Genomic DNA, 23,248 nt, shown 5'->3' on the forward strand with positions numbered 1-23,248 from the left:
GGGCATTACCGGGAAAGCCCCATCGCGGCTGAAGCCGCTCCTACGGCCGCATCGACACCCCTCAGTTCGCCTTTGCGGTCTCGCAGTACCGCTGCCGGTATTCCATGGCCTTGGGCATCAGCGCCTGCAGGTTCTGGATGCGGGTACCGGGATTGGGATGGGTCGAGGCGAACTCCGGCGGTGCCTGGCCGCCACTGGCCGCGCCCATGCGCTCCCACAGCGGCACCGCCTCCTCCGGGTTGAAGCAGGCCGCGGCGGCCAGCATCAGCCCCACCTCGTCGGCCTGGGTTTCATGGCTGCGCGCGTACGGCAGCAGGTAGCCGTAGCCGAAGGCCGACATCAGCATCTGTTGCTGCTGCGCATCCATGCCGCCGGCGGCACCGGCCATCTGCCCGATCTCGGTCAGCTTCTGCTGGGCCATGCGCTGCGCGCCATGGCGCAGCAGCGCGTGGGCGATCTCGTGGCCCATCACCACCGCCATCGCATCGGCGTTGCGCGCCACCGGCACCAGCCCGGTATAGACCGCCATCTTGCCGCCCGGCAGGCAGAACGCATTGGCCTGGTCGGACTGCAGCACGTTCACTTCCCAGTCGAAGGTGCGCGAGAAATGGTTAGGCGGCTGGCCATGTTCGGTTGCCAGCGCGGTCTCCACCACATCGACCTTGGCGATCAGGCGCTGGGCGATCTCGCGGATCTGCCGCGCCACCTGCGTGTTGGGATCGACCGGGCGCTCCTGCGCCATGATCTGCTGGTAGGCCTGCAGGCCCAGCGCCTTTTCGCCGTCGGCATCGAGCGTCTTGTCGATCAGCACCTTCTCGCCGGTATACGGGTCAACGGTGCGGTTGCCGAAGTAATAGCAGCCGCCATAGATCGCGAAGCCGATCAGGATCAGCCAGCGCAGGCCGCCGCCCACGCCGCGGCGCCGGGTACCGCGTGGGTTGCCGAGAGGATCTTGTCGCATGGTGGGCTCCGCCGGTTGGACGGACCGATGGTAGCGTGCCGGCTCAGATACCGCGCACCAGCCGGAAGCCGATGCGCGCGCTGGTCACGTCCGAGTCCTGCGACAGCCGCCAGGCGGCGCGGGTCTGCTCGGGGGCGTTGGCCCAGTTGCCGCCGCGGACCACCCGTTGCCGGCAGCCCGGGTTGTACCAGGCCGCGCCGTCGGCGGGCGCGCGGCGGTAGCTGGCATGCCAGCAGTCGGCCACCCATTCGCTGAGGTTGCCGGCCATGTCGTGCAGGCCCCAGGCGTTGGCGCGGAAACGGGCCACCGGCGCGGCGCCCCAGTAGCCGTCGCCGTAGCCGATGAACGCGTTCTTCCAGTGCCGGCCGCTGGGCGAGACATCCTTGCCGCCGGTGAAGTTGCCGCTGCCTTCCGGCGGCACGCCCGCGTTGCCCCACGGGTAGCGGCCGACCGTGCCGGCGCGCAGCGCGTACTCGAACTCCGCCTCGCTGGGCAGCCGGTAGTAGCGGCCGGTCTGCGCGGACAGCCAGGCCGCGTACGCCTCGGCGTCGCGCACGCTCACATGCATGACCGGGTTGTCCGGCGGCGCCTTGGCGCCGTTGTAGCCGGCCCGCCAGTCGGCGCCGTTGCGGCGCACGAAGTTGCCGCTGCGTTCGTCGTAGACGATGGAGTGCCCGCGCCGGGTCGCGCGCGGACGCGCATTGGTGGCCGCCACGAAGCGGCCGAACTCGGCCACGGTGACCTCGGTGATCGACATGGCGAAACCGCGGTCGAAGCGCACGTAATGCTGCGGGCGCTCGGCGTCGCCGGCGCCGGGCTCGCCGTTGCCGGCGCCCATCTGGAAACCGCCGTGCGGGACGACGACCATCTGCGGCCCGCGCCCACCGTCCTGCAGGGCGTCGGTGAACACCTGGCCGGGGCGGAAGCTGCCGTAGTGCGCGACCAGGTCGATGCGCTGCCGCAGCACCGCCACCGCCGCGTCGCCGGGCACGGCGATGCGCAGCGCCTGCTCGAGTTTCTCTCGCGCGTCCTTGAGTCCCTTGGGCGAGGTCAGGTCGCGCAGCCCGCCATCGCGCAGCGCGGCGAGCTGCGCCTCGCGCATGGCCTCGATGCGTATCCGCGCATCGGCCACCGTGGGTGTGTCCCCGCGAATGCGTGCGGCCCGGCGCACCCCGTCCAGCGCCGCATGGAAATCGGCGTGGCCGGCCGCGCTTTCCGCCTGCCGGATCAGCGCGCTTTCCAGCGCCGCGCGGCCCTGCCGGGCGCGGCTGTTGTCCGGATCCAGTTCCAGCACCCGCGCGAAGGCATCTGCCGCGCCGTCCAGGTCGCCGCCGCGCAGCGCCTCCTCGCCCGAAAGGTTCAGCGCCAGCAGCCGCCGCGCCGCCTCCACGCGCTGCTGCAGTTCCCGTTCCGCGCGCCCTTCCGGCGCCAGGTGGACGAGCACGGCCACCTGCTCAGCGGCCTCGGCCAAGGCCCTGCGCTGTTCGTCCGGCCGCTCCAGCAGCGCGCGCGCCGACGCCAGCAGGCGCACGCGCGCCTTTTCCAGCCCGCGCCTGGCTTCGCGCTCCTGTGGCCGCAGCGACAGCACGGCCAGGTACAGGGGCACGGCATCGTCCGCCGTCCGGTACAGCCGCCCTTCGGCCATCGCCGCTTCGGCGCGGCGCAGCGCGGCGCGTACCTCGTCGTCCTGCAGCTCGACCGCCGGCGGCGTCCAGGAAGGAAGCGCCACGATGCCGGTTTCAGGCGCCACCGCCGCGTGCGGCGCCTGCGCGGCGACGGCCGGCACCGCCTCGGCCACGACGGGCTGCGGCGCGGACGCCGGCGGCGCTTCCTGCCGGCAGGCGGCGCACGCCAGCGCGACGGACAGGACCACGCATGCCAAGGGGCCGGTTGTACGCAAACTTCCTCCGTTACAGGCGCTGCGCGTTCGGGTGCGCTGCGACGTTAGGCTATTCTCGCCTGCCTGGGCAAACCCTGCAGTTGATGGAATAGACGTGGCTCACTGGATCAAACACCCGGCGGAACTGGAAGAGCGCTACCGCCAGCGCCCGGACCGCATCGGGCTGGACACCGAGTTCATCCGCGAACGCACCTACTGGCCGCAGCTGGCGCTGGTGCAGATGGCGGTGGGCGAGGACATCCTGCTGATCGACCCGCTGGCGCCGGGCATGACCGACGCGTTGCGTCCCTGGCTGGAAGACGCGTCCATCCTCAAGGTCATGCACAGCGCCAGCGAGGACCTGGTCGCCTTCAAGTGCGCCTGCGGCGCCCTGCCGCGCCCGCTGTTCGACACCCAGATCGGCGCCGCGCTGGCCGGCATCGGCGGCGGCATGGGTTACCAGAAGCTGGTGGCGCAGGTCACCGGCGTCGCCCTGCCCAAGGGCGAGACCCGCTCGGACTGGATGCGCCGGCCGCTGTCGGATGCGCAGCTCGAATACGCCGCCGACGACGTGGAGTACCTGTTCGCGCTGCACGATGCGATCGACGCGCGCCTGCGCGAACTCGGCCGCCAGGCGTGGCTGCAGGACGATGCGCAGCGCCTGCTGGCGTCGGTGGAAAGGGACGAAGCCGAGCAATGGCCGCACCTGTCCATGCGCGCGGCGCAGTTCCTGGAGCCCGACGCGCAGCGCCGCCTGCTGCGGCTGCTGCGCTGGCGCGACCAGCAGGCCCGGCACAGCGACAGGCCGCGCAGCTGGATCCTGGACAACGAACTGGCCACGGTGCTGGCGCGCACGCCGCCGGCCGACTACGAAAGCCTGCTGCGGCTGTTCGAGCGCTTCCCCAAGGCGCCGCGCAAGCTGGCGCAGGCTGTGTGGCAGACCCTGCAGACGCCGCTGCCCGACGAGGACCAGGCACCGCAGGCGCTGGCCGCCACCGACGGCAACAAGGCCGCGCTCAAGCGCCTGCAGGACGCGGTGGCCCGCCGCACCGCCGAACTGGAGCTGCCCGATGGCCTGCTCGCCTCGCGCAGGCACCTGGAAGCGCTGCTGGAAGGCGGCGACTGGCCAGCCGCGCTCGGCGGCTGGCGTCGCGACCAGTTGCAACCGCTGCTGCTTCCCCTCTTGGCGCCGGCGCCGGCATCGCGTTAGAATTCGCGGGCCATGTGAAGCAGTCACACGGCTGGCGGGGTCCCACCCTCATCCAGCGCACTGCGATCACCATGAAATACGGGGCCATAGCTCAGCTGGGAGAGCGCGTCGTTCGCAATGACGAGGTCGGGAGTTCGATCCTCCCTGGCTCCACCAAACAGAAAACCCCGGGTATCCCCGGGGTTTTTTCTTGCCTCCACTTCCCCCCGCTCGACGCCAGGGCCAAGCGATTCAGGCCACCGGAACGTGGAACTCGACCCGGTTGCGGCCGCCGCGCTTGGCGGCATAGAGCCTTTCGTCGGCAATCTTGAATACGGCGGCGATGTCCGCGCCGCTTTCCGGCCAGCCGGCCACGCCCAGCGACACGGTCACCTGCCCGACCGGCGGCATGCCGGCCTGCTCGACCTGGCGGCGGAGCCGTTCGGCCACCTGCGCGGCGCTGGCCACCGTTGCGCCGGGCAGCAGCAGCAGGAATTCCTCGCCGCCGACCCGGCACGGCACGTCGTCGGCGCGCGAGACGTCCTGCATGTGCATGGCCAGCTGCTTGAGGACCAGGTCGCCGACGTCGTGTCCCCAGGTGTCGTTGACCCGCTTGAAATGGTCGATGTCCAGCGAGATGACCGCGAACGGGGTCGCCTGTTCCTGCAGGTCCTGCAACCTGGCCTGCAGGTGGCGGCGGTTGCCCAGCCCGGTCAGCGGATCGGTGTTCACGTCCTCGCGCAGCTTGGTGATGCTTTTCTGGAACAGGCCGATGCCGAGCAGCATCGCCTTCTTCAGTTCGCGCGACTCGAAATACCACGAATGCACCGAACGCAGGCGCTGCGGGGTTCCGGGCTGGTCCATGGCGCGCGCGCCGTCGGCGAGCATGTGCAGCGGGCGGGCGATGACGCGCGCGCACCACCACAGCAGCAGCACCGTGGCCGCGGCCAGCGGCAGCGTCTTGAGGAACACCGTGCGCATCAGCGAGGTCAGCGGCGCGAGGGTGACGTCGCGCGGGCGCTGGGCGATGACGCCCCAGCCGGTCGCGGTGACCGGCGCGTAGCCGGCCAGCATCGGGATGCCCTTGCTGTTGACGACCGCGGCCGTGCCGCTGCCACCGCGGATCACGTCGTCGATCGCGCGGTTGCCGCGTACCACCTTGCCGACGCGTCCGCTGTCGGGGTGGTAGATGATCTGCCCGTCGCCGTCGACCACGAACAGGTAGGAGCCGTCGCGGTAGAAGTGGTGGCCCAGCAGCCGGTCGAGGATGTTTTCCTTCTGCAGGTAGATGGCGCCGCCGATCGCCCCGAGGAAGCCGCCCTGCGGATCGCGGATCGGGCTGACCATCAATACGATGAAATTGCCGGTGGCCGAAAGATAGGGCTTGCTGATGAGCGGCGCGCGCGAACGGATCGATTCCCGGACCGCGGCGCTGGCCAAGGTCCTGCCCTGCAGCTGCAGGGTCTCCGGCGAGGTGGCCAGCACCTTGCCGGTGTCGTCGAAGATGACGATGGAATTGAAGTTCTTGCTCATCAGGCGCAGCCGCGCCGCTTCGGTGTCGAGCCTGTCGGCGTCGTGCATCTGCCCGGACAGGAGCTGCGCGGTGTACTCCAGCTGCAGCTGCGCCGACTGGATGAAATCGTCGGTGCTCTTGGCCAGCTTGGTCGCATACGCCAGGTTGCTGCCCAGGGTGCTGTCCATCAGCTGCTGGCGCTGCACCTGGTAGCTGGCGTACAGCGTGTTGGCGAACGGCAGGAAGGCCCCCAGCAGGGCCAAGGCCAGTATCAGCTTGCGCAGGTCTATCGCCATCGTCGCCCTCCCCGCGCCCCGGTCGCGGGCTGGCGCCGCGGCCACTGTAGCCCGACGGCCCGTCGCCACGCACCGAAGCCATCACACAACCGGCAGGCGCCCGTGCAAATGAAAAGGGCCTGCATTTCTGCAGGCCCTTCGGATTCGTGGTGGCCGGGGAGGGAATCGAACCCCCGACACGGGGATTTTCAATCCCCTGCTCTACCAACTGAGCTACCCGGCCACTTTGTTTTCGCGACGTTCCCGCCGGCGAGGACGCGCATGATACGGGTGTCTCCCGGTTTCGGCAAGCGTCATGCGAAAGTTTTTTCGTGGTCTCCGTGTTGGCGCTTTCCAGACAGGCGACTGCCGCTTTCTCGACGCGGCTGCAGCCATGCCTGGGGCGCGCGGAACAGCAGGAGGTTCGGCCGACCGGCAATGCCTGTCCGGAGGAACTCGGCCAAGGCGGCAGCAACGAAGGAACCGTCCGTCGATGGCCCGCAGGTTGCCGCCGTGGTTGGCGGCAACAAAACCTTTACTTCGTCGCGCGCCGCTTTGCATAGCCTGCGTCCGATCCCTAGAGGCCAGACCATGCACCAACGCCTGCTCCTGTCGTTGCCGTTGTCGCTGCTGCTCGCCGCCACCGCGCTGGCGGCGGCGCCGGTCGAATCGGTCGAACGCTTCGACCTGGACCGCTATGCCGGCCAGTGGCACGAGATCGCGCACCTGCCGGTGTCGTTCCAGAAGAAATGCACGGCGGACATCACCGCCAGCTACCGGCTGCGCGGCGACGGCCGCATCGGCGTGCTCAACCGCTGCCGCACCGCCGACGGCGGCATGATCGAGGCCGAGGGCACCGCACGTCCGGTCGCCGGGCATCCGGGGCGGCTGCAGGTCCGCTTCGCGCCGGACTGGCTGTCGTGGCTGCCCTGGGTGTGGGCCGACTACTGGGTGATCGCGCTGGACCCGGACTACCAGTGGGCGATGATCGGCGAGCCGGGACGCGACTACCTGTGGATCCTGTCGCGCACGCCGTCGATGGACGGCGCCCTGCTCGAACGGCTCAAGCAACAGGCCACCGGCATGGGCTACGACCTGGCGCCGCTGAAGGTGATGGCGCCGGTCGAATGACGCCCGGCGGCGTCACGGCGCGGCAGGCCGGCGCCGGTAGTCCAGCGGCGGCGCGTCGCGCTGCAGCAGCGGCACGTAGCGGAAGTCCGCGCCGCGCCGCTGGCCGAACTCGTCCCTAGCCCTGCGCACGGTGTCCGGCGACTGGAACAGCCGCACCGCGGCCAACGCCAGCGCCTTGGAGGCGTTCAGCGCGCCCTTGGCGCCGATCGGCGCGCCGGAGGCGGCCACCGCCTGCCAGCTGTGCGCCGGCGTGCCCGGCACCCAGGTGGCGGTGCCCAGGCCGACGGTCGGCACGTTCCAGCTGACGTCGCCGACATCGGTCGATGCGCTGCCGGCCTCGTCCGCACGGTACGGCTGCAGCTGCATCGCCGTCGCCAGCGGCGGACGCCGCTCCAGGCTGCGCTGCAGCGTCTCGGCGAACGCCTGGTCCTTGGCGTCGTAGCGCACGCCGCCCACCTGCTCCAGGGCCGCCTGCATCACCTGCCCCAGCGTGTCGTTGGGCAGCAGCGAGAACACGCCGCCGGTCTGCTCGAACTCGACCGTGGTGCCGGTGCCCAGCGCCGCGCCGTCGGCGGCCTTGCGCAGGCGCGCGAACACCTCGCGCACCACCGCCGGATCGACGTGGCGAACGTAGTAGTAGGCCTCGGCGAAGTCCGGCACCACGTTGGGCGCACTGCCGCCGTTGCTGATGACGTAGTGGATGCGGGTGCCGTCGGGCACGTGTTCGCGCATCAGGTTGGCCATGTGGTTGAACGCCTCCACCGCATCGAGCGCGGAGCGGCCGCGGTCCGGCGCAATGGCCGCGTGCGCGGCGACGCCATGGAAGCGGAACTTGCCGCTGATGTTGGCCAGGCTGGTGCCCTGCGCGGCGGAGTTCTCCGAGGCCGGGTGCCAGTGCAGCACCACGTCCACGTCGTCGAACAGGCCGGCGCGGGTCATGTAGACCTTGCCCGAACCGCCCTCCTCGGCCGGCGTGCCGTACAGGCGGACCTCGCCCGGCGTGCCGCTGTCCTTCAGCCACTGCGCGATGGCACGCGCGGCACCCACGGATGCAGCACCGAACAGGTTGTGGCCGCAGGCCTGTCCCGCGTCCTGCCCGGCGATCGGCGCACGCACCGGCTCGGCCGCCTGCGCCATGCCGGGCAGCGCGTCCATTTCCGCCAGCAGCGCGATCACCGGACCGTCGCCGCGCGTGCCGTAGGAGGCGACGAACGCGGTCGGCATGCCGGCCACGCCGGCCTGGATGCGGAAGCCGGCCTGGCGCAGTTCCTGCTGCAGCAGCCGCGAGGATTTCTCTTCCAGGTAGCCCAGCTCCGGCTGCTGCCACAGCAACTGGCCGACCTTCGCCTGGCGCGCGGCATAGGCGTCCAGGCTGGCGAGCACGTCGCCGTCGCCCGCCGCGGCGCTGCCGGCCAGCATCGCCAGCAGCACCGCGCTGGCAAGCATCCCTCGATTCATCGCCTGTCTCCGCTCCCTTTGATCGAACATTTCAACAGCCTTCCCAAAGCGATCTGCAAGCGCGTCAAGCATGCATGGAGCGCCAGCAAAACGCGGATGAAGCAACGATTCGCGTAGGAGCGACTTCAGTCGCGATGGGGCTTTACCGGGCAAGCCCGATCGCGACTGAAGTCGCTCCTACGCAAGGCTCTGCGCAGAGCAATTTTGGCCGGGTTAATTCCAGGGTAATGGGAACGCATTGCCCTGGAATGGCCGACGCCCCGCCCCTCAGTAGAAGCCGACGTTGTCGATTTCGAACCACACCTTGTCGCCGGCCGCGCCGCCGGCCGAGAACACCAGCTGCTGCACGTCGTCGCCCTTCCACTCGGGCAGCGGACCCTTGGCGCGGTATGGCGGCAGCCCCCGCAGCGCACTGAACGGGATCTCCAGCGTGCGCCATTGCGGCGCGGCCTCGACCGGCACGGCGAAGCGGCGCCCGTCCAGCGCACGCACTTCCAGCCGCAGCGCCGGGGTGCCGCCGCGCAGCTCGAAGCGGATGCCGCGATAACCGCGCACGTCCACCGGCGCGACCGAACCGCGGCTCAGCGGCAGGATCGCCGCGGCATAGGCGTCGGGCTTGGTCGAGAGCCGGGCCTGCACCGACAGCGCGCTGCCACCGGCCTCGCGCGCAATCACCTCGCTGACCTGCACGGTGCGGTCGTTGCCGCCATCGGCTTCGTCGATGCGCAGCGTATCCAGCGCGGTGCGCCCGTCGGCGCGTTCGAAGTCGTCGACCAGCGCCGCCACCGGCTGCGCCGGCAGCGACAGCGCGCGGTTGCCGGCCGGCAGCTGCGTGCCCTTGCCGTGCACCTGGCGCCCGGCGACATAGACCCGCTCGGTATTGCGGATGTCACCGATGCGCTCCCACGGCCGGCCCTTCACCAGCAGCAGGTCGGCGCGCTTGCCCACCTCGATGGTGCCGCGGTCGCCCACGCCCAGCGCGCGGGCGCTGTTGGCGGTGCCGGCCACCAGCGCCTCGGCGGGCGTCAGGCCGGCATCGACCAGCAGTTCGAACTCGCGCAGGGTCGATGCGCCGTGCGGGGTGCCGGTCATGCCCGCATCGGTGCCGACCACCACCGGGATGCCGGCATCGTGCAGCACCTTCACGTTGTGCAGGGCATTGGCGAAGTTGCGCTCGCGCTGCTGCAACACCTCCGTACGCGCACCGCCCTTGCCGCTGCCGTCCACGCGCCCGGGCAAATAGACCGCCAGCGAGGGCGCGTAGGCGGTGCCGTGCTCGCGCATCAGCCGCACCAGTTCCTCGTCCACGGACATGTCCTGCACGCTGTGCGCGATCACGTCCACGCCGGCGCGCGCGGCGACCTTGCCGCGCTTGACCATCACCGTGTGGGTGAACACCTTCAACGCGTGCCTGTGCGCCTCGTCCACCAGCGCGGCCAGGGTTTCCTCGTCCATGCTGCTGTTGTCGGCGGCATTGGAATAGCGCCAGCCATCGGTGAAGGCCTTGATGAAATCGGGCTTGTAGGCGGCGACCGCACGCACGCCGGCGCGCGCGGCCTCGGGCGAATTCACCCAGCGCGTGGTGTTCTCGTCGCCCCAGTCGGCGCCGTGGCCCAGCGGCGTGCTCATGCGCGCGGCGAACTTCACGTCAGGCGCGGCGATGTCCGCCAGCCATGCGCGGCGCGGCGCGTACGCTTCGGGCGGTTCGTGGAAATCGCTGACCGTGGTCACGCCGGCGGCCATATACAGGTTGGCGATCTGCGGCAGTTCGGCCGGGCGCGCGTTCGGCGTCCAGTGCGTATGCAGGTCGAACAGGCCGGGCAGCAGCGCCTGCCCGCGCGCCTCCACCACGCGTGCGCCCTTGGGCGCGGCGAGCCGCTCGCCGCCGGTGGCGATCGCGGCGATCTTCCCGTCCTCCACCAGCACGCTGGCCGGATAGGCCGGTCGCCCGGTGCCGTCGAACACCATCGCATCGCGGATCAGCAGCGCGGTGTCGGCGGCGGTGGCGGCCACGCAGGCCTGGCCGGTGGAGAGCAGCAGCGCGGTCAGCGCCGCGAGCGCGCGGAGGCGCCGGTTGTTCCCGTTCATGTAGTCAATCCGGAGTCATTGCATGGAATGCGCCGCGCGCGGCGCGCTTTCGGGCGTGCGCAGGCGCACCACCTTGCCCTGCTGTTCGACCACCAGCCCCAGGCTCAGGGCGACGCTGCGGGCGAACCCGAGCGGGTCGCTGGCCGAGTACAGGCCGACGATGCGGCGGCTGCCGACCACCGGATCGTCGATGACGATGCGGGTATCGCTGTAGCGCAGGAACTGCGCGGCGGCCACCGAGAGCGTGTCGCCGTTGAAGGAGAGCATGCCCTCGCGCCAGGCCAGCTGCTGCGCGAGATCCTCGCTGGGCACGGCCTCGATGCGGATGCCGTGGCTGCGGTTGGCCAGCGCGCGGTAGTTGGCCAGCAGCCGCGCCGGCGCCACCGCACCCTGGGTATCGGCCACGTCCACCACGCCCTCGCGCACCAGCACCTCGACGCCACCGCTGCGGCGCTCGTTGAGGCTGACCGCGAAACTGGTGCCCACCGCGGTGACGTCGGTCTCCTGCGCGCGCACCACGAACGGGCGCCCGGGATTCTTGGCCACGTCGAACAGCGCCTCGCCCTGCAGCAGGGTAATGTTGCGGCGCGCATCGGTGTAGCGCACGCGCACCTGCGAATCGGAGTCCAGGGTGATCGCCGACCCGTCCTGCAGCGGCACGCGCAGGATCTCGCCCTTGCGCGTGGCGTAGTACTCGGCATCGTCGTTCTGCCGCTGCACGCCGATCGCCAGCAGGCTGAGCACCGCGGCCATGCCGGCGGCCCAGCGCAGCATCCGCCGCGAGCGCCCGAAGCGCGGGCGCGGCGCAGGCGCGGCCGGCGCCGCGCCGGAAGACAGCGCCCGCGCGCGGCCGGTACGCGCCAGCACCGCATGGGCCCGCGCGTAGGCGCCGAAATGGCGCACGCTGGCCTGCAGCCAGGCATCGCGCGATTCGGCCTCGGCGGCCGTCAGCGGCGCGCGGTCCTCGCGCGCCACCCAGGCCGCGGCGATATCGTCGATGCTGCGTTCATCGTGCGCGCGCATGTCTCGCTCCTCCGGCTCCGAGCCTGTCCCTGCCCTCTTCCACGTCCTCTCCATCGCGCTTCATCGAATCCATCAATACCCGGATTCCCTTGCAGATGTGTTTCTCCACGGTGTTCTCGCTGATCCGCATGCGCTGGGCGATCTCGCGCTGCGAATAGCCTTCGACCCGGCGCAGCACGAAGGCTTCGCGGCATTTGTCGGGCAGGCTGTCGATCAGCGCGCCGATCCGTGCCAGCTCCTGCCGCGAGGAAGCGGTCCGCTCCGGACACGCCTCCTCGCCGCTGCTGGCCACCCGCTCGATCTCGGCCACCGCCTCGATCGACACCACCTGGGCGCGGCGCAGCTGCTGCAGCACCACCGACTGCGCCACCGAGTACACGTACGCGCGCGGCTGACGGACATGGGAGACATCGGCCATCGCCGCCAGGATGGCGTAGGTCTCCTGGATCACGTCGTCCACGTCCTGGTGCACCGGCAGCCGGCGCCGCAGCCAGTCGCGCAGCGCCGGTTCGCAGGGCAGCACGTGTTCGGCCAGCCACAGCGCGCGCCCGGCGGCCATCGCCGCGCTCATGCCGCGCCTCCCGGTCCGCCCGGCTGTGGCCGGGCGTGGTCGCATGCGCCATATCGTTCCATCAGAACGCCTTGGTCACGTTGATGTACCAGTAGCGCGGCGTGGCCGAGTACAGCGTGGACAGGTAGCCGCGCGAATCGGCCGACACCGGCGGGCGGCGGTTGTCGATGTTGTTCACGCCCAGCTTGATCGAGGTATCGGACAGCCAGCCATCCCCGGCGAGGTTGTACTTCACGTGGCCGTTCCAGAAGGTGCTGGAGCCAGGTTCCCAGTAGCGGCCGTCCGGATATTGCAGTGCGGTGTCGTAGAAGTTGCCGACGTAACGCGCGCTCAGGCCGGCCTGGAAATTGCCCAGGGTCCAGTTCAGCGTGCCGCTCCATTTCCACTTGGGCTTGCCGTCGACCATGATCAGGTCGCCGCCGCCGCCGATCGAGGTGGCCGCGTTGATGATGCCGGCCTCGCGCGCGTCCAGCAGTTCCTGGATGGCCGGCGAGACTTCGCGGTAGTACTCGATCAGGCGGGTGCCGTTGAGCGCCAGGTTGAAGCGCCCGGCGGCCGTTTCGGGCGAGACCCAGTTCAGGCCGAAATCCACGCCGCGCACGGTCTGCGGCAGCAGGTTGACGTACTGGTCGAGCACGTACAGCACCTGGCCGGCCGGCGCCAGGCCGGTGCCCTCGAAACGGGCGATGTCGTCGGCGTTGGGATCGGCGCGGATCACGTTGGGGTTGCTGCCGCCCTGCACCCGCATCACGTAGTCCAGGATCAGCGCGTTGCCCTCGCCGAAGATGCCGATGATGCCTTCCTGCTTGTACTTGTAGTAATCCAGCGACAGGCGCAGCCTGCCCATCGCCTCGGGCAGGAACTTCGGCTCGAACACGACGCCGGCGCTGGTGTTGTCCGAGGTTTCCGGCTTCAGGTCCGGGTTGCCCGAACGCCGCGCGGCGGTGCTGTAGCTGTGTGCGCAGTCGCTGTATTTGGCGATGGTGCCGTTGCGCAGCTCGGCCTCGCACTGGATGTGGTCGCGCCGCGAGTTGGCGCGGGTGATGACCGTCGCGTTGACCTGCTCCAGGTTCGGCGCGCGGAAGCCCTGCGACCAGGACGCGCGCAGGCTCAGGCCATCGAACACTTCCCAGCCCAGCGCGACCTTCGGCTTGGCGACGCTGCCGAAGTCGCTGTAATGCTCGGCGCGGCCGGCGATCTGCATGTCCAGGCTGCGCACCAGCGGGATGTTCCAGTCGCGCGACACCAGCGGCACGTACAGTTCGGCGTAGACGCCGCCCACCGAGCGCGAGCCCTGCGTATCGGGCGTCGGGCTGACACCGTATTGGTCGGTGGGATATTCCACGCCGGCGCGGCTGTGCCAGGTGATCGTGCCGTCCAGGCGCGGGTCGCGGTCGTCCAGCTGCTTCTCGCGGCGCGCTTCCACGCCCATCGCCACGCCCAGCTCACCGGCCGGCAGCTTCAGCAGGTCCGGACGCGAGGCCTTGAAGTCCCAGAGCATCAGCGTGCTTTCGCTCTTGCGCACCGATTCGTACATGACCGAATCGATCGCGGCCTGGCTGTTGCCGGCGCCGAACGGGTTGTAGGCGTCGGGCGTGGAGCCGGCCATCGAGGCCTCGAACAGCGTGGCGCTGACCGAGTTCTGCGAATCGCGCACCTTGGCCTGCGAGTACAGCAGCGCGCTTTCCCAGTCGAAGCCGTAGTGGAAGCCGCGCAGGCCGCCCAGCACGCGCACCTGGGAGTTGTCGACGGTGACGCGTGTGGGCTCGTCGAAGCGGTAGTTGCGGATGACCACGTCCACGCCCTCGTCGGGAATGTTCAGGCCCGGCAGCCGGTTCGGGTTGAGCGAGCCGTCGGGCAGGTACTTCGCGCCGAACGGGTTCCAGTAGCCGCTGGCCGCCACCGTCGCCGGCAGCGAGGCGATCGAGTTGACCGGCTGCTGCAGCGAACGCGAACGCGAGCGGTAGTAGCCCAGCTCACTGAAGAAGCCCACGCCGTTGTCGAAGTCGTACTTGCCGGTGGCGAACAGGTTGACGCGGTCCAGGTCCGGCTGGAATGTCACCGGGATGCTCTTGTTCGCGTCGTACCGTGTATTGCGGTCGGCGCCGGAGGTCGCCGCCGAACCGGACTGCATGCAGACGCCGTCGCTGATGGTGACGGCGCAGCCTTCGTTGGTATCGGGCTGCACGTGGAAGAAGCCGGCCGCCGTGGTCAGGGCCTTGCCGTTGGAGCGGATGATGCCCGGATGCTGGGCGGTGAACTGGCCCCAGCGCCCGGTGGTCGTGCGCAGGTCCAGCGCGTTGGAACCATCGAACTCCGTGCCTTCGAAATCGAACCAGCGCAGGTGGCTGTTGGTCCACGACTGGTCCCAGGAATCCAGCCCGGTGCTGTCCTGGTAGTTGTAGGCGACGGTGATGTTGCCGCGCATGTCGGCGAAGTTCTTGCCCCACAATCCGTTGAGGCTGCGGTCGCGCAGGCCGGTGCCCTCGCCGAAGCCGTACTGCACGCTGACCGAACCGCCGTCCACGTCGTCGCGCAGCACGTTGTTGACCACGCCGGCCACCGCGTCGGTGCCGTAGATCGCCGAGGCGCCGTTGAGCAGCACGTCCACCCGGCGCAGATTGGCGACCGGGACGGTGTTGGCGTTGTAGGTCAGCACCGGCACCAGCTGCTCGTCGGCCTGGCTGGTGGGGTGGACCACGGTGCGGCGGCCGTTGATCAGCAGCAGCGTATTGCCCACGCCCAGGCCGCGCAGGTTCATGGAGGCGATGTCGCCGCGCGCGTAGTTGCTGCTGTTGGTGCCGAAGCCGTTGCGGAAGGTCACATCGCCCATCTGCGGGATCGAGCGGAACAGTTCGTCGCCGGAGACCGCGCCGGTGGCCTCGATCTGCTCGGCCTGCAGCCCGATCACCGGCAACAGGGTCTCCGAGGCGGCCACGCCCTTGATCTGGCTGCCGACCACCGAGACCTGGTCCAGCGTGCTGACCTTCTGGCCGGCCGGCTCGGCCTGCTTCGGCGCCGGCACCGGTTCCGGCTCGGCGGCCTGCGCCACGGCCAGGCCGCCCAGGCCGCCGAGCGAGGCCAGCATCGGCGCGGCGGCGCGCAGGGTGATGGTGCGCCCGTCGTCCGAGGCGACGGTGAGCCCGGTGCCGTCCAGCAGACGGTTCAGCGCCTGGCGCGCATCCATCCGGCCTTTCACCTGCCCGACCTCGATGCGCCCCTCATCGCCCATCGTCGCCGGGGCGATGATCTGCAGGCCTGCCTGGCGGGCGAACTCGGGCAGCACGTCCTCGATGCTGCCGCCTTCGATGTCGAACTGCGGTGGCGCGGCGGACGCCGGCATGGCCACGCACAGCGCGACGGCGGCCAGGCCGCCACGGATCGCGCTTGCCAGCGGCAACAACTTGTATGAACGCATTGATGAACCCCTCTCCGGATAGATGCGAATGCGGCGACTTTGTCGGTCTCCTGACATGCCTAGATGGGCAGGCGGAAAAGTTCCGCCATCCGTCGCCTGCGGCGCCCGCGCGGCCCCGCCCGCCATACGGCGTAGTATCCTTTGGGCGATTCCTTCCGGACCCGAGGACCGAGCAGTATGCGTTTTCGCCCACAGTACGTCCTGACCGCAGTTCTCACCCTTGCGCTCGCCGCCTGCGGCGGTGGCGTGGTGAAACGGGTTTCCGAGCCCGCCGCCGGCATCCAGCAGCTCACCGTCGGCAACGACGGCAGCTGGGACGTGGAGCTGCGCCTGCGCAACTACAGCTCGATGCCGATGCGCTTTGACGACATCGCGCTGGAGATGAAGGTGGGCGACCAGGCGGCTGGCACCCTGAGGGCCGCGCCCGGTCTGTCCATCGGCCCGGAGTCGGCCGACGTGGTCAAGATCCGCCTGCAGCCCAGCTCGCCGGCCCGCATCGTCATGGCCGACGCCCTGGCCGGCGGCCGCTCGCTGTTCTACGAGCTGGAGGGCACGGTCAAGGCCACGCCCGAAGAGAAGAAGCAGCGCAGCTTCGAGGTGGACGGGCGCAACAGCCTGAACCAGGCGCCGGGCCTGCCCGGCGTGCTGCGCTGATCCGCTTCCCCTTTCCGTTTCGTCCGAGACCGCACCGATGAGCAACTACAAGGCCCCCGTCACCGACCTCCGTTTCGCCCTGCACGACGTGCTCAAGGCCGAGTCCCTGTTCGCCGCGATGGGCCTGGAAGACGCCAGCGCCGACGTCATCGACGCCGTGCTGGAGGAAGCCGGCCGCTTCAGCGCCAGCGTGCTGGCCCCGCTCAACGCCGTCGGCGACGAGGCCGGCTGCACCCTGGACAAGGCCACCGGCGAGGTCACCACCGCCCCGGGCTTCCGGGAAGCCTATGCGCAGTTCGTCGAAGGCGGCTGGACCGGCCTGACCGCGGCGCCGGAATTCGGCGGCCAAGGCATGCCGGAAACGCTGGGCATGGCGCTGAGCGAGATGGTGTCCTCGGCCAACCTGGCCTGGAGCCTGTTCCCGATGCTGTCGCACGGCGCGGTCGAGGCGCTCAAGCACTACGGGCAGGACTGGCAGAAGGAAGCCTTCCTCAAGCCGCTGGTGGCCGGCCACTGGACCGGCACCATGTGCCTGACCGAGCCGCACGCCGGCACCGACCTGGGCCTGATCAAGACCCGCGCCGAGCCCAACGCCGACGGCAGCCATTCGATCACCGGCACCAAGATCTTCATCACCGCCGGCGAGCACGACCTCAGCGAGAACATCGTCCACCTGGTGCTGGCCAAGCTGCCCGACGCGCCTCCCGGCCCGAAGGGCATCTCGCTGTTCGTCACCCCCAAGTACAAGGTCGGCCGCGACGGCGCCATGGGCGAGCGCAACGCCCTGCGCTGCGGCGCGCTGGAACACAAGATGGGCATCCACGGCTCGTCCACCTGCGTGATGAACTTCGACGGTGCCCAGGGCTACCTGGTCGGCCAGCCGCACAAGGGCCTGCAGGCGATGTTCGTGATGATGAACTCCGCCCGCCTGGGCGTCGGCATCCAGGGCCTGGCCCAGTCCGAACGCGCCTGGCAGGGCGCGCTGGCCTACGCCCGCGAGCGCCTGCAGTCGCGCGCGCCCGGCGGCGCGCAGCTGCCGGACAAGCCGGCCGACCCGATCATCGCCCAGCCGGACGTACGGCGCATGCTGCTGTCGATCAAGTCGCTGACCGAGGGCGGCCGCCTGCTCGCCGCCCACGCCTACACCCAGCTCGACGCCGCGCAGAACGCCGGCGACGCGCAGGTACGCGCCGACGCCGAGACCCTGGTCAGCTTCCTCACGCCCATCGTCAAGGCCTGCCTGACCGAGTGGAGCATCGAGTGCACCTACAACGCGCAGCAGTGCTTCGGCGGCCACGGCTACATCGCCGAGCACGGCATGGAGCAACTGGCGCGCGATGCCCGCATCACCACCCTGTACGAAGGCACCACCGGCATCCAGGCGCTGGACCTGATCGGGCGCAAGACCGCCGTGTCGCAGGGCGCGGGCCTGAAACTGTTCCTGGCCGAGATCGAGGCGTTCATCGCCGCCAACGCCGGCAACCCCGCCGTGGCCGAGTTCCTGCCGGTGCTGGGCGCCAGGGCGCAGGAATGGGGCAAGTTGACCATGAACGTGCTGCAGCGCGCCGCCGCCAACCCGGACGAACTGGGTGCGGCCAGCTGGGACTACCTGTTCTACAGCGGCTACGTCGCGCTGGCCTACTGGTGGGCGCGCGCCGTGGCCGCGACGCAGTCCTCGCCCCATACCGACGGCTTCAAGCAGGCCAAGCTGGAAACCGCGCGCTTCTACTACGCGCGCATCCTGCCGCGCACCCTGGCCCATGCCGGCAGCATGGAAAGCGGCGCCGAGCCGCTGATGGCCATGGACGCCGCGCGCTTCGGCGAGTGAACCCGGCCCGGCCGCCATCGACCATGGCGGCCGGCTTTACACAAACTGTCACGCTTCGTGTATAAGCTGTTTTCCCGATGGAGACAGACACTACACCGCGTGGTCTGATCGATACCGGAGTCGCCGCATCCGCTCCGGAAGCGGAGTTTTCGCTACCGCCCTCCCTGCACCGCCTTGGTTCCGTGCGCCTGCTGTCGCTGGACGCCCATGGCCGCGTGCTCGACTGGATCAACTGGCAGGAAGCCTCCTGCCTCTACGCGCGCGGCGCGGTGGCCTGGACCCTGGGCGATCCCTGCCTGCATGTGCACGGCGCCACCAACCGCGCCAGCGGGCTGCGCAGCGGCCTGGACCTGCACCCGATCATCGCCTCGCGCGGCCACGCCCGCTCGCGCGCCATCGACCCCACGCCCAACCTCACCAACACCGCGCTGTTCGCCCGCGACGCGCAGCTGTGCCTGTACTGCGGCCAGCAGTTCAGCCGCCCGCACCTGACCCGCGATCACGTCATGCCGCTGTCCAAGGGCGGCCGCGACATCTGGGAAAACGTGGTCAGTGCCTGCTTCCAGTGCAACTCGCACAAGGCCAACCGCACCCCGCAGCAGGCCAACATGCCGCTGCTGGCGGTGCCGTACCGGCCGAGCTGGATCGAGCACCTGATCCTGTCCAACCGCAACATCCTGGCCGACCAGATGGCCTTCCTGAAGGCGCAGCTGCCGAAGAAGGCGTTGCGCCGCAGCGCATGATGCCGTGCAATGCCGGCCTTGCCCGGCCCACACGCCACAGGGCCACAACTCCCCCGTAGGAGCGACTTCAGTCGCGACAGGGCCGTACCGGCAACCCTTACCGGGAAGTCTCCATCGCGACTGAAGTCGCTCCTGCCCGGGCATGCACCGCGGGCCGCCCTCCCTGAACCGCGGCCTCCGCTTCCGTCATCGCCTGCTCACGCCGTCGGCGGTTTGCTTGCCCCACCCCGGAATGGGGGCGAAAATACCGCTTCGGCTGAAATACGAAGAAAATGATCGACTCCGTCCGCTACCCGCGCCTGTCGCGCATCCAGACCCCGCACGACCTGCGCGCCTTCGATGAAACGGAGCTGCCCGCGGTCGCCGGCGAACTGCGCGATTACCTGATCGAATCCGTGGGCCGGAGCGGCGGCCATTTCGCCGCCGGGCTGGGCGTGATCGAACTCACCGTCGCCCTGCACTACCTCTACGACACCCCGGTCGACCAGCTGGTGTGGGACGTGGGCCACCAGACCTACCCGCACAAGATCCTGACCGGCCGCCGCGACACCATCCACACCGTCAAGCAGAAGGACGGCGTGGCGCCGTTCCCCAAGCGCGAGGAAAGCGAGTACGACACCTTCGGCGTCGGCCATTCCTCCACGTCGATCTCCGCCGCGCTGGGCATGGCCATCGCCCGCCAGCGCCAGGGCGACGAACGCAGGACGGTGGCGGTGATCGGCGACGGCGCGATGACCGCCGGCATGGCGTTCGAGGCGCTGGCGCACGCCGGCGGCATGGACGAGGAGCCGAACGTGCTCGTCGTGCTCAACGACAACAACATGTCCATCTCCGAAGCGGTGGGCGGGCTGACCAAGATGCTCGGCCGCGCCACCGCCAGCCGCACTCTCAATGCGCTGCGCGAAGGCGGCAAGAAGATCCTCGGCGACAAGCGCCACAGCCCGCCGGCGCGCTTCGTCAAGCGCTGGGAGGAACAGTGGAAGGGCATGTTCGTGCCGTCCACCGCGTTCGAGCAGATGGGCTTCCACTACACCGGCCCGATCGACGGCCACGACCTGCCGCTGCTGCTGTCCACCCTGAAGACCCTCAAGGGCAAGAAGGGACCGCACCTGCTGCACATCATGACCACCAAGGGCAAGGGCTACGAGCCGGCCGAGGGCGACCAGATCGGCTACCACGCCGTCGGCCCGTTCGACCCGAGCAAGGGCCTGCCGGCCAAGAGCGCGCCGAAGAAGCCGACCTACACCGACGTGTTCGGCGACTGGCTGTGCGATGCCGCCGCCGCCGAACCGCAGCTGATGGGCATCACCCCGGCGATGCGCGAGGGCTCGGGCCTGGTGCGTTTCAGCCGGGAGTACCCGCAGCGCTACTTCGACGTGGCCATCGCCGAGCAGCACGCGGTGACGCTGGCCGCGGGCATGGCCACGCAGGGCGCAAAGCCCGTCGTGGCGATCTACTCCACCTTCCTGCAGCGCGCCTACGACCAGCTGGTGCACGACGTGGCCATCCAGGACCTGGACGTGCTGTTCGCCGTCGACCGCGCCGGCGTGGTCGGCCCGGACGGCGCCACCCATGCCGGCAACCTCGACCTGAGCTTTCTGCGCTGCGTGCCGAACATGGTGGTGATGGCGCCGGCCGACGAGGCCGAGTGCCGGCAGATGCTCAGCACCGGCCTGCAGTACAAGGGACCGGCGGCGGTGCGTTACCCGCGCGGCACCGGCCCGGGTGTCGCGCCCGGCGTCGACCTGTCCACCCTGCCGATCGGCAAGGCCCAGCTGCGCGCGCAGGGCCACCGCCTGGCCATCCTCGCCTTCGGCTCGACCGTCGCGGCGGCCGAGCAGGTCGGCCGCGAACTCGGCCTGAGCGTGGTCAATATGCGTTTCGTCAAGCCGCTGGACCGGGCCATGGTGCTCGACCTCGCGCGCACCCACGAAGGCTTCGTCACCGTCGAGGACAACGTGGTCGCCGGCGGCGCCGGCTCGGGCGTGTCCGAACTGCTCAACGCCGACGCCATCCTCATGCCGGTGCTGCACCTGGGCCTGCCGGACAGCTTCCAGCACCACGCCAGCCGCGAGGACCTGCTGTCCGAGGCCGGCATCGATGCCGCCGGCATCCGCGACGCGATCCTGCGGCGCTGGCCTGACGTGCGCACTCCGACAGCGCCGATGAGCGCGGCCGGCTGAGGCCCTCCGGGGCGGCGGCGTCCTGGCGCCACTTCCATCGCCCTTTCCCACCGCGCGCCCGGCACCCCGGGATCCGCTGCTTATCTGCGCCTCGCATGCATGTGCGCTCCCGGAGGGCTCGCATGGCATGCCTCCTGGTTTCAGGGAATTGGAGGGCGGACAAGGCTGGAAACAAGGGCTAAGCCGCGCCTCGGCCTACGCCGGTCGCGCTATCGGCATCGCATCGGCGCCACAGGCGGATGTCCATCACGTTTTGATTTCTTGTCGACATCCTCTGAACGATCCGGAAATGAATCGGCGGATATCTTCACATGCCCGGGGAACGTCAACGCACGGAGGGAGCATGGGATACAGCGCGCAGTACCTGGCGAACGAGGAATGGATGGAACTCCATGCCGCATACGTCGCGCACGGCTCCGGACCGGAGTTCTGGCAGGTCTATCAGGAACTGCAGCAGGCGGCCGTCGCGCGGCACGGCGAGGCCCGCATCCACATCGTCAACGAACTCGCCAGGGCCGCCGAACACATGGGCGCGATCCACCAGGCCATCCTGGTCTAACGCCAGCCGCCAGCAATGAAAAGCCCAGCCATCGGTCGATGGCTGGGCCGTTGAGTACGTCCGCGAAGACCGTGCTCACTCCTCTTCTTCGTTGCCCTGGCCCGGTGCCTTGCGCTCCTGGCCCTGGTCCTGCTGCTGGCCGGGCTGCTGCTTCTGGTTCTGGTTGCCCTGCTGGTTCTGCTGCCCGAAATTCTGCTGCGGGTTCGGATTCTGCTCGCGCTGATTGGTCATGACGCTCTTCCTGGTAACCACGGCCGTTCGCCGTGACCACGAGCATCCCGTTCCCGCCGTTCGTACGTTGTGCGCAGCCGTCAAAACCCGGATCACGACGCTGACTGCACCGGCGCGCCTGTACCGCGATGGATGCAGGAGAAGAGGCCGCACACGCGGTTTTTCGCTCTCGTAACAACCGCGGCACAGAAGCTGTGCCGTGCGACCGATATGTGTCCGTGGCGCAAAGGCCAGGCAGGCTGTAATACCCGCATCGCCGCGTTGTCTGATTCCGTCATGCGCAGCGCATGCAGGCCGGCGGTATTACCGGCTGACGCGCCGGGCATTACCCGCAGGACGCGCAGGATCCGGTATCGGAAAAAGAAAAAGCCCTGAATCAATCAGGGCTTCAAATGGAGGCCTGGGTCGGAATCGAACCGGCGTACGCGGATTTGCAATCCGCTGCATAACCACTCTGCTACCAGGCCAGAATCTTTTCGAGCTTACAGGAGGAAATTTGCCTCCCGATATGAAAAAACCCCGCGCGCGGGGCCTTTTCCTTATTTGGAGCGGGAAACGAGACTCGAACTCGCGACCTCAACCTTGGCAAGGTTGCGCTCTACCAACTGAGCTATTCCCGCTTTGGGAGCCGTGCATTCTACAGACTTCGTAGGTGTTGCGCCAGCTTTTTTAACAACTTTCTTCACGCTCCCGGAGGCGTTGGCCATCCGTCGGATACCGCATCCGGCCGCCACGGCCGTCCGCTATCCCTGGGGTGAATCCCTCCGACGACGCTCCATGCAAACCCGGAACTTTCATCGATCTGGAGCGGGAAACGAGACTCGAACTCGCGACCTCAACCTTGGCAAGGTTGCGCTCTACCAACTGAGCTATTCCCGCTTGGGAGGCGAAATTCTACATGCAATCGCCTGCCTGTCAACAGCTCTCTTTCATCTTTTTTTCGACTGCGAGCGCGCGGCGATTTCGTCCTCGCGCAGGCTCGGCCAAGCGGCGCGCAGGTACTGCACGGCCGACACCAGCGTGAGCAACGCGGCGATCGCCAGCGTCCAGTCGCCGATGTGGAAAATCGGCCCGCCCATCCAGATGCTCGCCATCGGCGTGTTCGGCGATACCGAGTACAGCAGGCACAGCAGCGCGACCATCTGCGCGGTGGTCTTGATCTTGCCGATCATCGCCACGCGCACCTTGGCGCGCTGGCCGATCTCGGCCATCCATTCGCGCAGCGCCGACACCGCGATCTCGCGGCCGACGATCACCGCGGCCCAGAACGCCATCCACGCGGTCGGATGCCCCTGCACGATCAGGAACAGCGCCACCGCCACCATCAGCTTGTCCGCCACCGGATCGAGGAAGGCGCCGAACGCCGAATGCATCTGGTAGCGGCGCGCGACCCAGCCATCGAGCCAGTCGGTGATCGCCGCCAGGCCGAAGATCGCGGCCGCGGCGAAGTTGGTCCACGTGTACGGCAGATAGAACACCAGTACCAGCACCGGGATCATCACGATCCGCAGCAGTGTCAGCCAGGTGGGTACGGTCAAGGTCAT

At 69.3% G+C, this 23,248-nt stretch carries 17 protein-coding genes and 5 tRNA genes; 8 read left to right on the forward strand and 14 right to left on the reverse strand.

What is annotated here, in order from left to right; genetic code table 11:
* Nucleotides 1–61 precede the first annotated feature (61 nt).
* Together CQ393_RS10320 and CQ393_RS10325 are read right to left on the reverse strand one after the other, a co-directional pair.
* The gene (locus tag CQ393_RS10320; protein ID WP_153191475.1) at nt 62–961 is read right to left on the reverse strand and encodes a M48 family metallopeptidase; all 900 of its coding nucleotides are present in this window, start codon (nt 959–961) and stop codon (nt 62–64) included.
* A gap of 43 nt (nt 962–1,004) precedes the next feature.
* A complete protein-coding gene (locus CQ393_RS10325) occupies nt 1,005–2,834 on the reverse strand; it encodes an SUMF1/EgtB/PvdO family nonheme iron enzyme (RefSeq protein ID WP_343199925.1) in 1,830 nt (609 codons plus the stop codon).
* 121 nt (nt 2,835–2,955) lie between these two features.
* Here CQ393_RS10325 and rnd point away from each other — a divergent pair, with 121 nt between their 5' ends.
* Nucleotides 2,956–4,050 (forward strand): ribonuclease D, encoded by a 1,095-nt coding sequence (gene rnd, locus CQ393_RS10330; RefSeq protein ID WP_343199926.1) that lies wholly within the window; start codon nt 2,956–2,958, stop codon nt 4,048–4,050.
* Between the two features lie 80 nt (nt 4,051–4,130).
* A tRNA-Ala gene (locus CQ393_RS10335) sits at nt 4,131–4,206 on the forward strand.
* A gap of 75 nt (nt 4,207–4,281) precedes the next feature.
* Here CQ393_RS10335 and CQ393_RS10340 read toward each other — a convergent pair.
* Nucleotides 4,282–5,838, reverse strand: coding sequence for a sensor domain-containing diguanylate cyclase (locus CQ393_RS10340; protein WP_153191476.1), 1,557 nt, complete (start codon nt 5,836–5,838; stop codon nt 4,282–4,284).
* Between the two features lie 147 nt (nt 5,839–5,985).
* Nucleotides 5,986–6,061 (reverse strand) — tRNA-Phe (locus CQ393_RS10345).
* A gap of 347 nt (nt 6,062–6,408) precedes the next feature.
* Between CQ393_RS10345 and CQ393_RS18065 the strand changes: the two genes are divergently transcribed.
* Nucleotides 6,409–6,948, forward strand: a complete 540-nt coding sequence (locus CQ393_RS18065; protein ID WP_194269642.1) for a lipocalin family protein — start codon at nt 6,409–6,411, stop codon at nt 6,946–6,948.
* A gap of 12 nt (nt 6,949–6,960) precedes the next feature.
* Here the strand turns inward: CQ393_RS18065 and CQ393_RS10355 are convergent, their stop codons facing one another.
* The 5 genes from CQ393_RS10355 to CQ393_RS10375 all read right to left on the reverse strand — a co-directional run bounded on the left by CQ393_RS10355 (nt 6,961) and on the right by CQ393_RS10375 (nt 15,506).
* The gene (locus tag CQ393_RS10355) at nt 6,961–8,406 is read right to left on the reverse strand and encodes an amidohydrolase (RefSeq protein WP_228114447.1); all 1,446 of its coding nucleotides are present in this window, start codon (nt 8,404–8,406) and stop codon (nt 6,961–6,963) included.
* Nucleotides 8,407–8,673: 267 nt separating this feature from the next.
* Entirely contained in the window at nt 8,674–10,494 is a 1,821-nt protein-coding gene (locus tag CQ393_RS10360; protein WP_153191478.1) for an amidohydrolase family protein, read from the reverse strand.
* A gap of 15 nt (nt 10,495–10,509) precedes the next feature.
* Nucleotides 10,510–11,517 carry a FecR domain-containing protein gene (locus tag CQ393_RS10365; RefSeq protein ID WP_153191479.1) on the reverse strand — a complete coding sequence of 336 codons (1,008 nt, stop codon included), beginning with the start codon at nt 11,515–11,517 and terminating at the stop codon, nt 10,510–10,512.
* Nucleotides 11,501–12,088: an RNA polymerase sigma factor gene (locus CQ393_RS10370; protein ID WP_153191480.1), complete on the reverse strand. Its 588-nt coding sequence runs from the start codon at nt 12,086–12,088 to the stop codon at nt 11,501–11,503. The genes CQ393_RS10365 and CQ393_RS10370 overlap by 17 nt, the downstream gene beginning before the upstream one ends.
* 61 nt (nt 12,089–12,149) lie before the next feature.
* Nucleotides 12,150–15,506: a TonB-dependent receptor gene (locus tag CQ393_RS10375; protein WP_228114449.1), complete on the reverse strand. Its 3,357-nt coding sequence runs from the start codon at nt 15,504–15,506 to the stop codon at nt 12,150–12,152.
* A gap of 177 nt (nt 15,507–15,683) precedes the next feature.
* Between CQ393_RS10375 and CQ393_RS10380 the strand changes: the two genes are divergently transcribed.
* The 5 genes from CQ393_RS10380 to CQ393_RS10400 all read left to right on the forward strand — a co-directional run bounded on the left by CQ393_RS10380 (nt 15,684) and on the right by CQ393_RS10400 (nt 21,473).
* Nucleotides 15,684–16,160: an LEA type 2 family protein gene (locus CQ393_RS10380; RefSeq protein WP_153191481.1), complete on the forward strand. Its 477-nt coding sequence runs from the start codon at nt 15,684–15,686 to the stop codon at nt 16,158–16,160.
* Between the two features lie 37 nt (nt 16,161–16,197).
* A complete protein-coding gene (locus CQ393_RS10385; protein ID WP_153191482.1) occupies nt 16,198–17,988 on the forward strand; it encodes an acyl-CoA dehydrogenase C-terminal domain-containing protein in 1,791 nt (596 codons plus the stop codon).
* 77 nt (nt 17,989–18,065) lie between these two features.
* Nucleotides 18,066–18,731: an HNH endonuclease gene (locus CQ393_RS10390; RefSeq protein ID WP_153191483.1), complete on the forward strand. Its 666-nt coding sequence runs from the start codon at nt 18,066–18,068 to the stop codon at nt 18,729–18,731.
* A 272-nt stretch (nt 18,732–19,003) separates the two neighbouring features.
* Nucleotides 19,004–20,914, forward strand: a complete 1,911-nt coding sequence (gene dxs, locus CQ393_RS10395) for a 1-deoxy-D-xylulose-5-phosphate synthase (protein WP_153191484.1) — start codon at nt 19,004–19,006, stop codon at nt 20,912–20,914.
* 343 nt (nt 20,915–21,257) lie between these two features.
* Complete coding sequence (locus tag CQ393_RS10400) at nt 21,258–21,473, forward strand: hypothetical protein (protein ID WP_153191485.1); 216 nt, start codon at nt 21,258–21,260, stop codon at nt 21,471–21,473.
* Between the two features lie 75 nt (nt 21,474–21,548).
* Here the strand turns inward: CQ393_RS10400 and CQ393_RS18070 are convergent, their stop codons facing one another.
* The 5 genes from CQ393_RS18070 to pgsA all read right to left on the reverse strand — a co-directional run bounded on the left by CQ393_RS18070 (nt 21,549) and on the right by pgsA (nt 23,248).
* Nucleotides 21,549–21,704: a hypothetical protein gene (locus CQ393_RS18070; protein WP_194269643.1), complete on the reverse strand. Its 156-nt coding sequence runs from the start codon at nt 21,702–21,704 to the stop codon at nt 21,549–21,551.
* 393 nt (nt 21,705–22,097) lie between these two features.
* A tRNA-Cys gene (locus tag CQ393_RS10405) sits at nt 22,098–22,171 on the reverse strand.
* A 77-nt stretch (nt 22,172–22,248) separates the two neighbouring features.
* Nucleotides 22,249–22,324, reverse strand: a tRNA-Gly gene (locus tag CQ393_RS10410).
* A 183-nt stretch (nt 22,325–22,507) separates the two neighbouring features.
* Nucleotides 22,508–22,583 (reverse strand) — tRNA-Gly (locus tag CQ393_RS10415).
* Nucleotides 22,584–22,633: 50 nt separating this feature from the next.
* Complete coding sequence (gene pgsA, locus CQ393_RS10420; RefSeq protein WP_153191486.1) at nt 22,634–23,248, reverse strand: CDP-diacylglycerol--glycerol-3-phosphate 3-phosphatidyltransferase; 615 nt, start codon at nt 23,246–23,248, stop codon at nt 22,634–22,636.

This window comes from Stenotrophomonas sp. MYb238 (assembly GCF_009496535.1).
GTDB lineage: Bacteria > Pseudomonadota > Gammaproteobacteria > Xanthomonadales > Xanthomonadaceae > Stenotrophomonas.

Coding starts and splice junctions, on each gene's coding strand:
- CQ393_RS10320 (WP_153191475.1), bottom strand. CDS start 961: ATGCGACAAGATCCTCTCGGCAACCCACGCGGTACCCGGCGCCGCGGC.
- CQ393_RS10340 (WP_153191476.1), bottom strand. CDS start 5,838: ATGGCGATAGACCTGCGCAAGCTGATACTGGCCTTGGCCCTGCTGGGG.
- CQ393_RS18065 (WP_194269642.1), top strand. CDS start 6,409: ATGCACCAACGCCTGCTCCTGTCGTTGCCGTTGTCGCTGCTGCTCGCC.
- CQ393_RS10355 (WP_228114447.1), bottom strand. CDS start 8,406: ATGAATCGAGGGATGCTTGCCAGCGCGGTGCTGCTGGCGATGCTGGCC.
- CQ393_RS10360 (WP_153191478.1), bottom strand. CDS start 10,494: ATGAACGGGAACAACCGGCGCCTCCGCGCGCTCGCGGCGCTGACCGCG.
- CQ393_RS10365 (WP_153191479.1), bottom strand. CDS start 11,517: ATGCGCGCGCACGATGAACGCAGCATCGACGATATCGCCGCGGCCTGG.
- CQ393_RS10370 (WP_153191480.1), bottom strand. CDS start 12,088: ATGAGCGCGGCGATGGCCGCCGGGCGCGCGCTGTGGCTGGCCGAACAC.
- CQ393_RS10375 (WP_228114449.1), bottom strand. CDS start 15,506: ATGCGTTCATACAAGTTGTTGCCGCTGGCAAGCGCGATCCGTGGCGGC.
- CQ393_RS10380 (WP_153191481.1), top strand. CDS start 15,684: ATGCGTTTTCGCCCACAGTACGTCCTGACCGCAGTTCTCACCCTTGCG.
- CQ393_RS10385 (WP_153191482.1), top strand. CDS start 16,198: ATGAGCAACTACAAGGCCCCCGTCACCGACCTCCGTTTCGCCCTGCAC.
- CQ393_RS10390 (WP_153191483.1), top strand. CDS start 18,066: ATGGAGACAGACACTACACCGCGTGGTCTGATCGATACCGGAGTCGCC.
- dxs (WP_153191484.1), top strand. CDS start 19,004: ATGATCGACTCCGTCCGCTACCCGCGCCTGTCGCGCATCCAGACCCCG.
- CQ393_RS10400 (WP_153191485.1), top strand. CDS start 21,258: ATGGGATACAGCGCGCAGTACCTGGCGAACGAGGAATGGATGGAACTC.
- CQ393_RS18070 (WP_194269643.1), bottom strand. CDS start 21,704: ATGACCAATCAGCGCGAGCAGAATCCGAACCCGCAGCAGAATTTCGGG.
- pgsA (WP_153191486.1), bottom strand. CDS start 23,248: ATGACCTTGACCGTACCCACCTGGCTGACACTGCTGCGGATCGTGATG.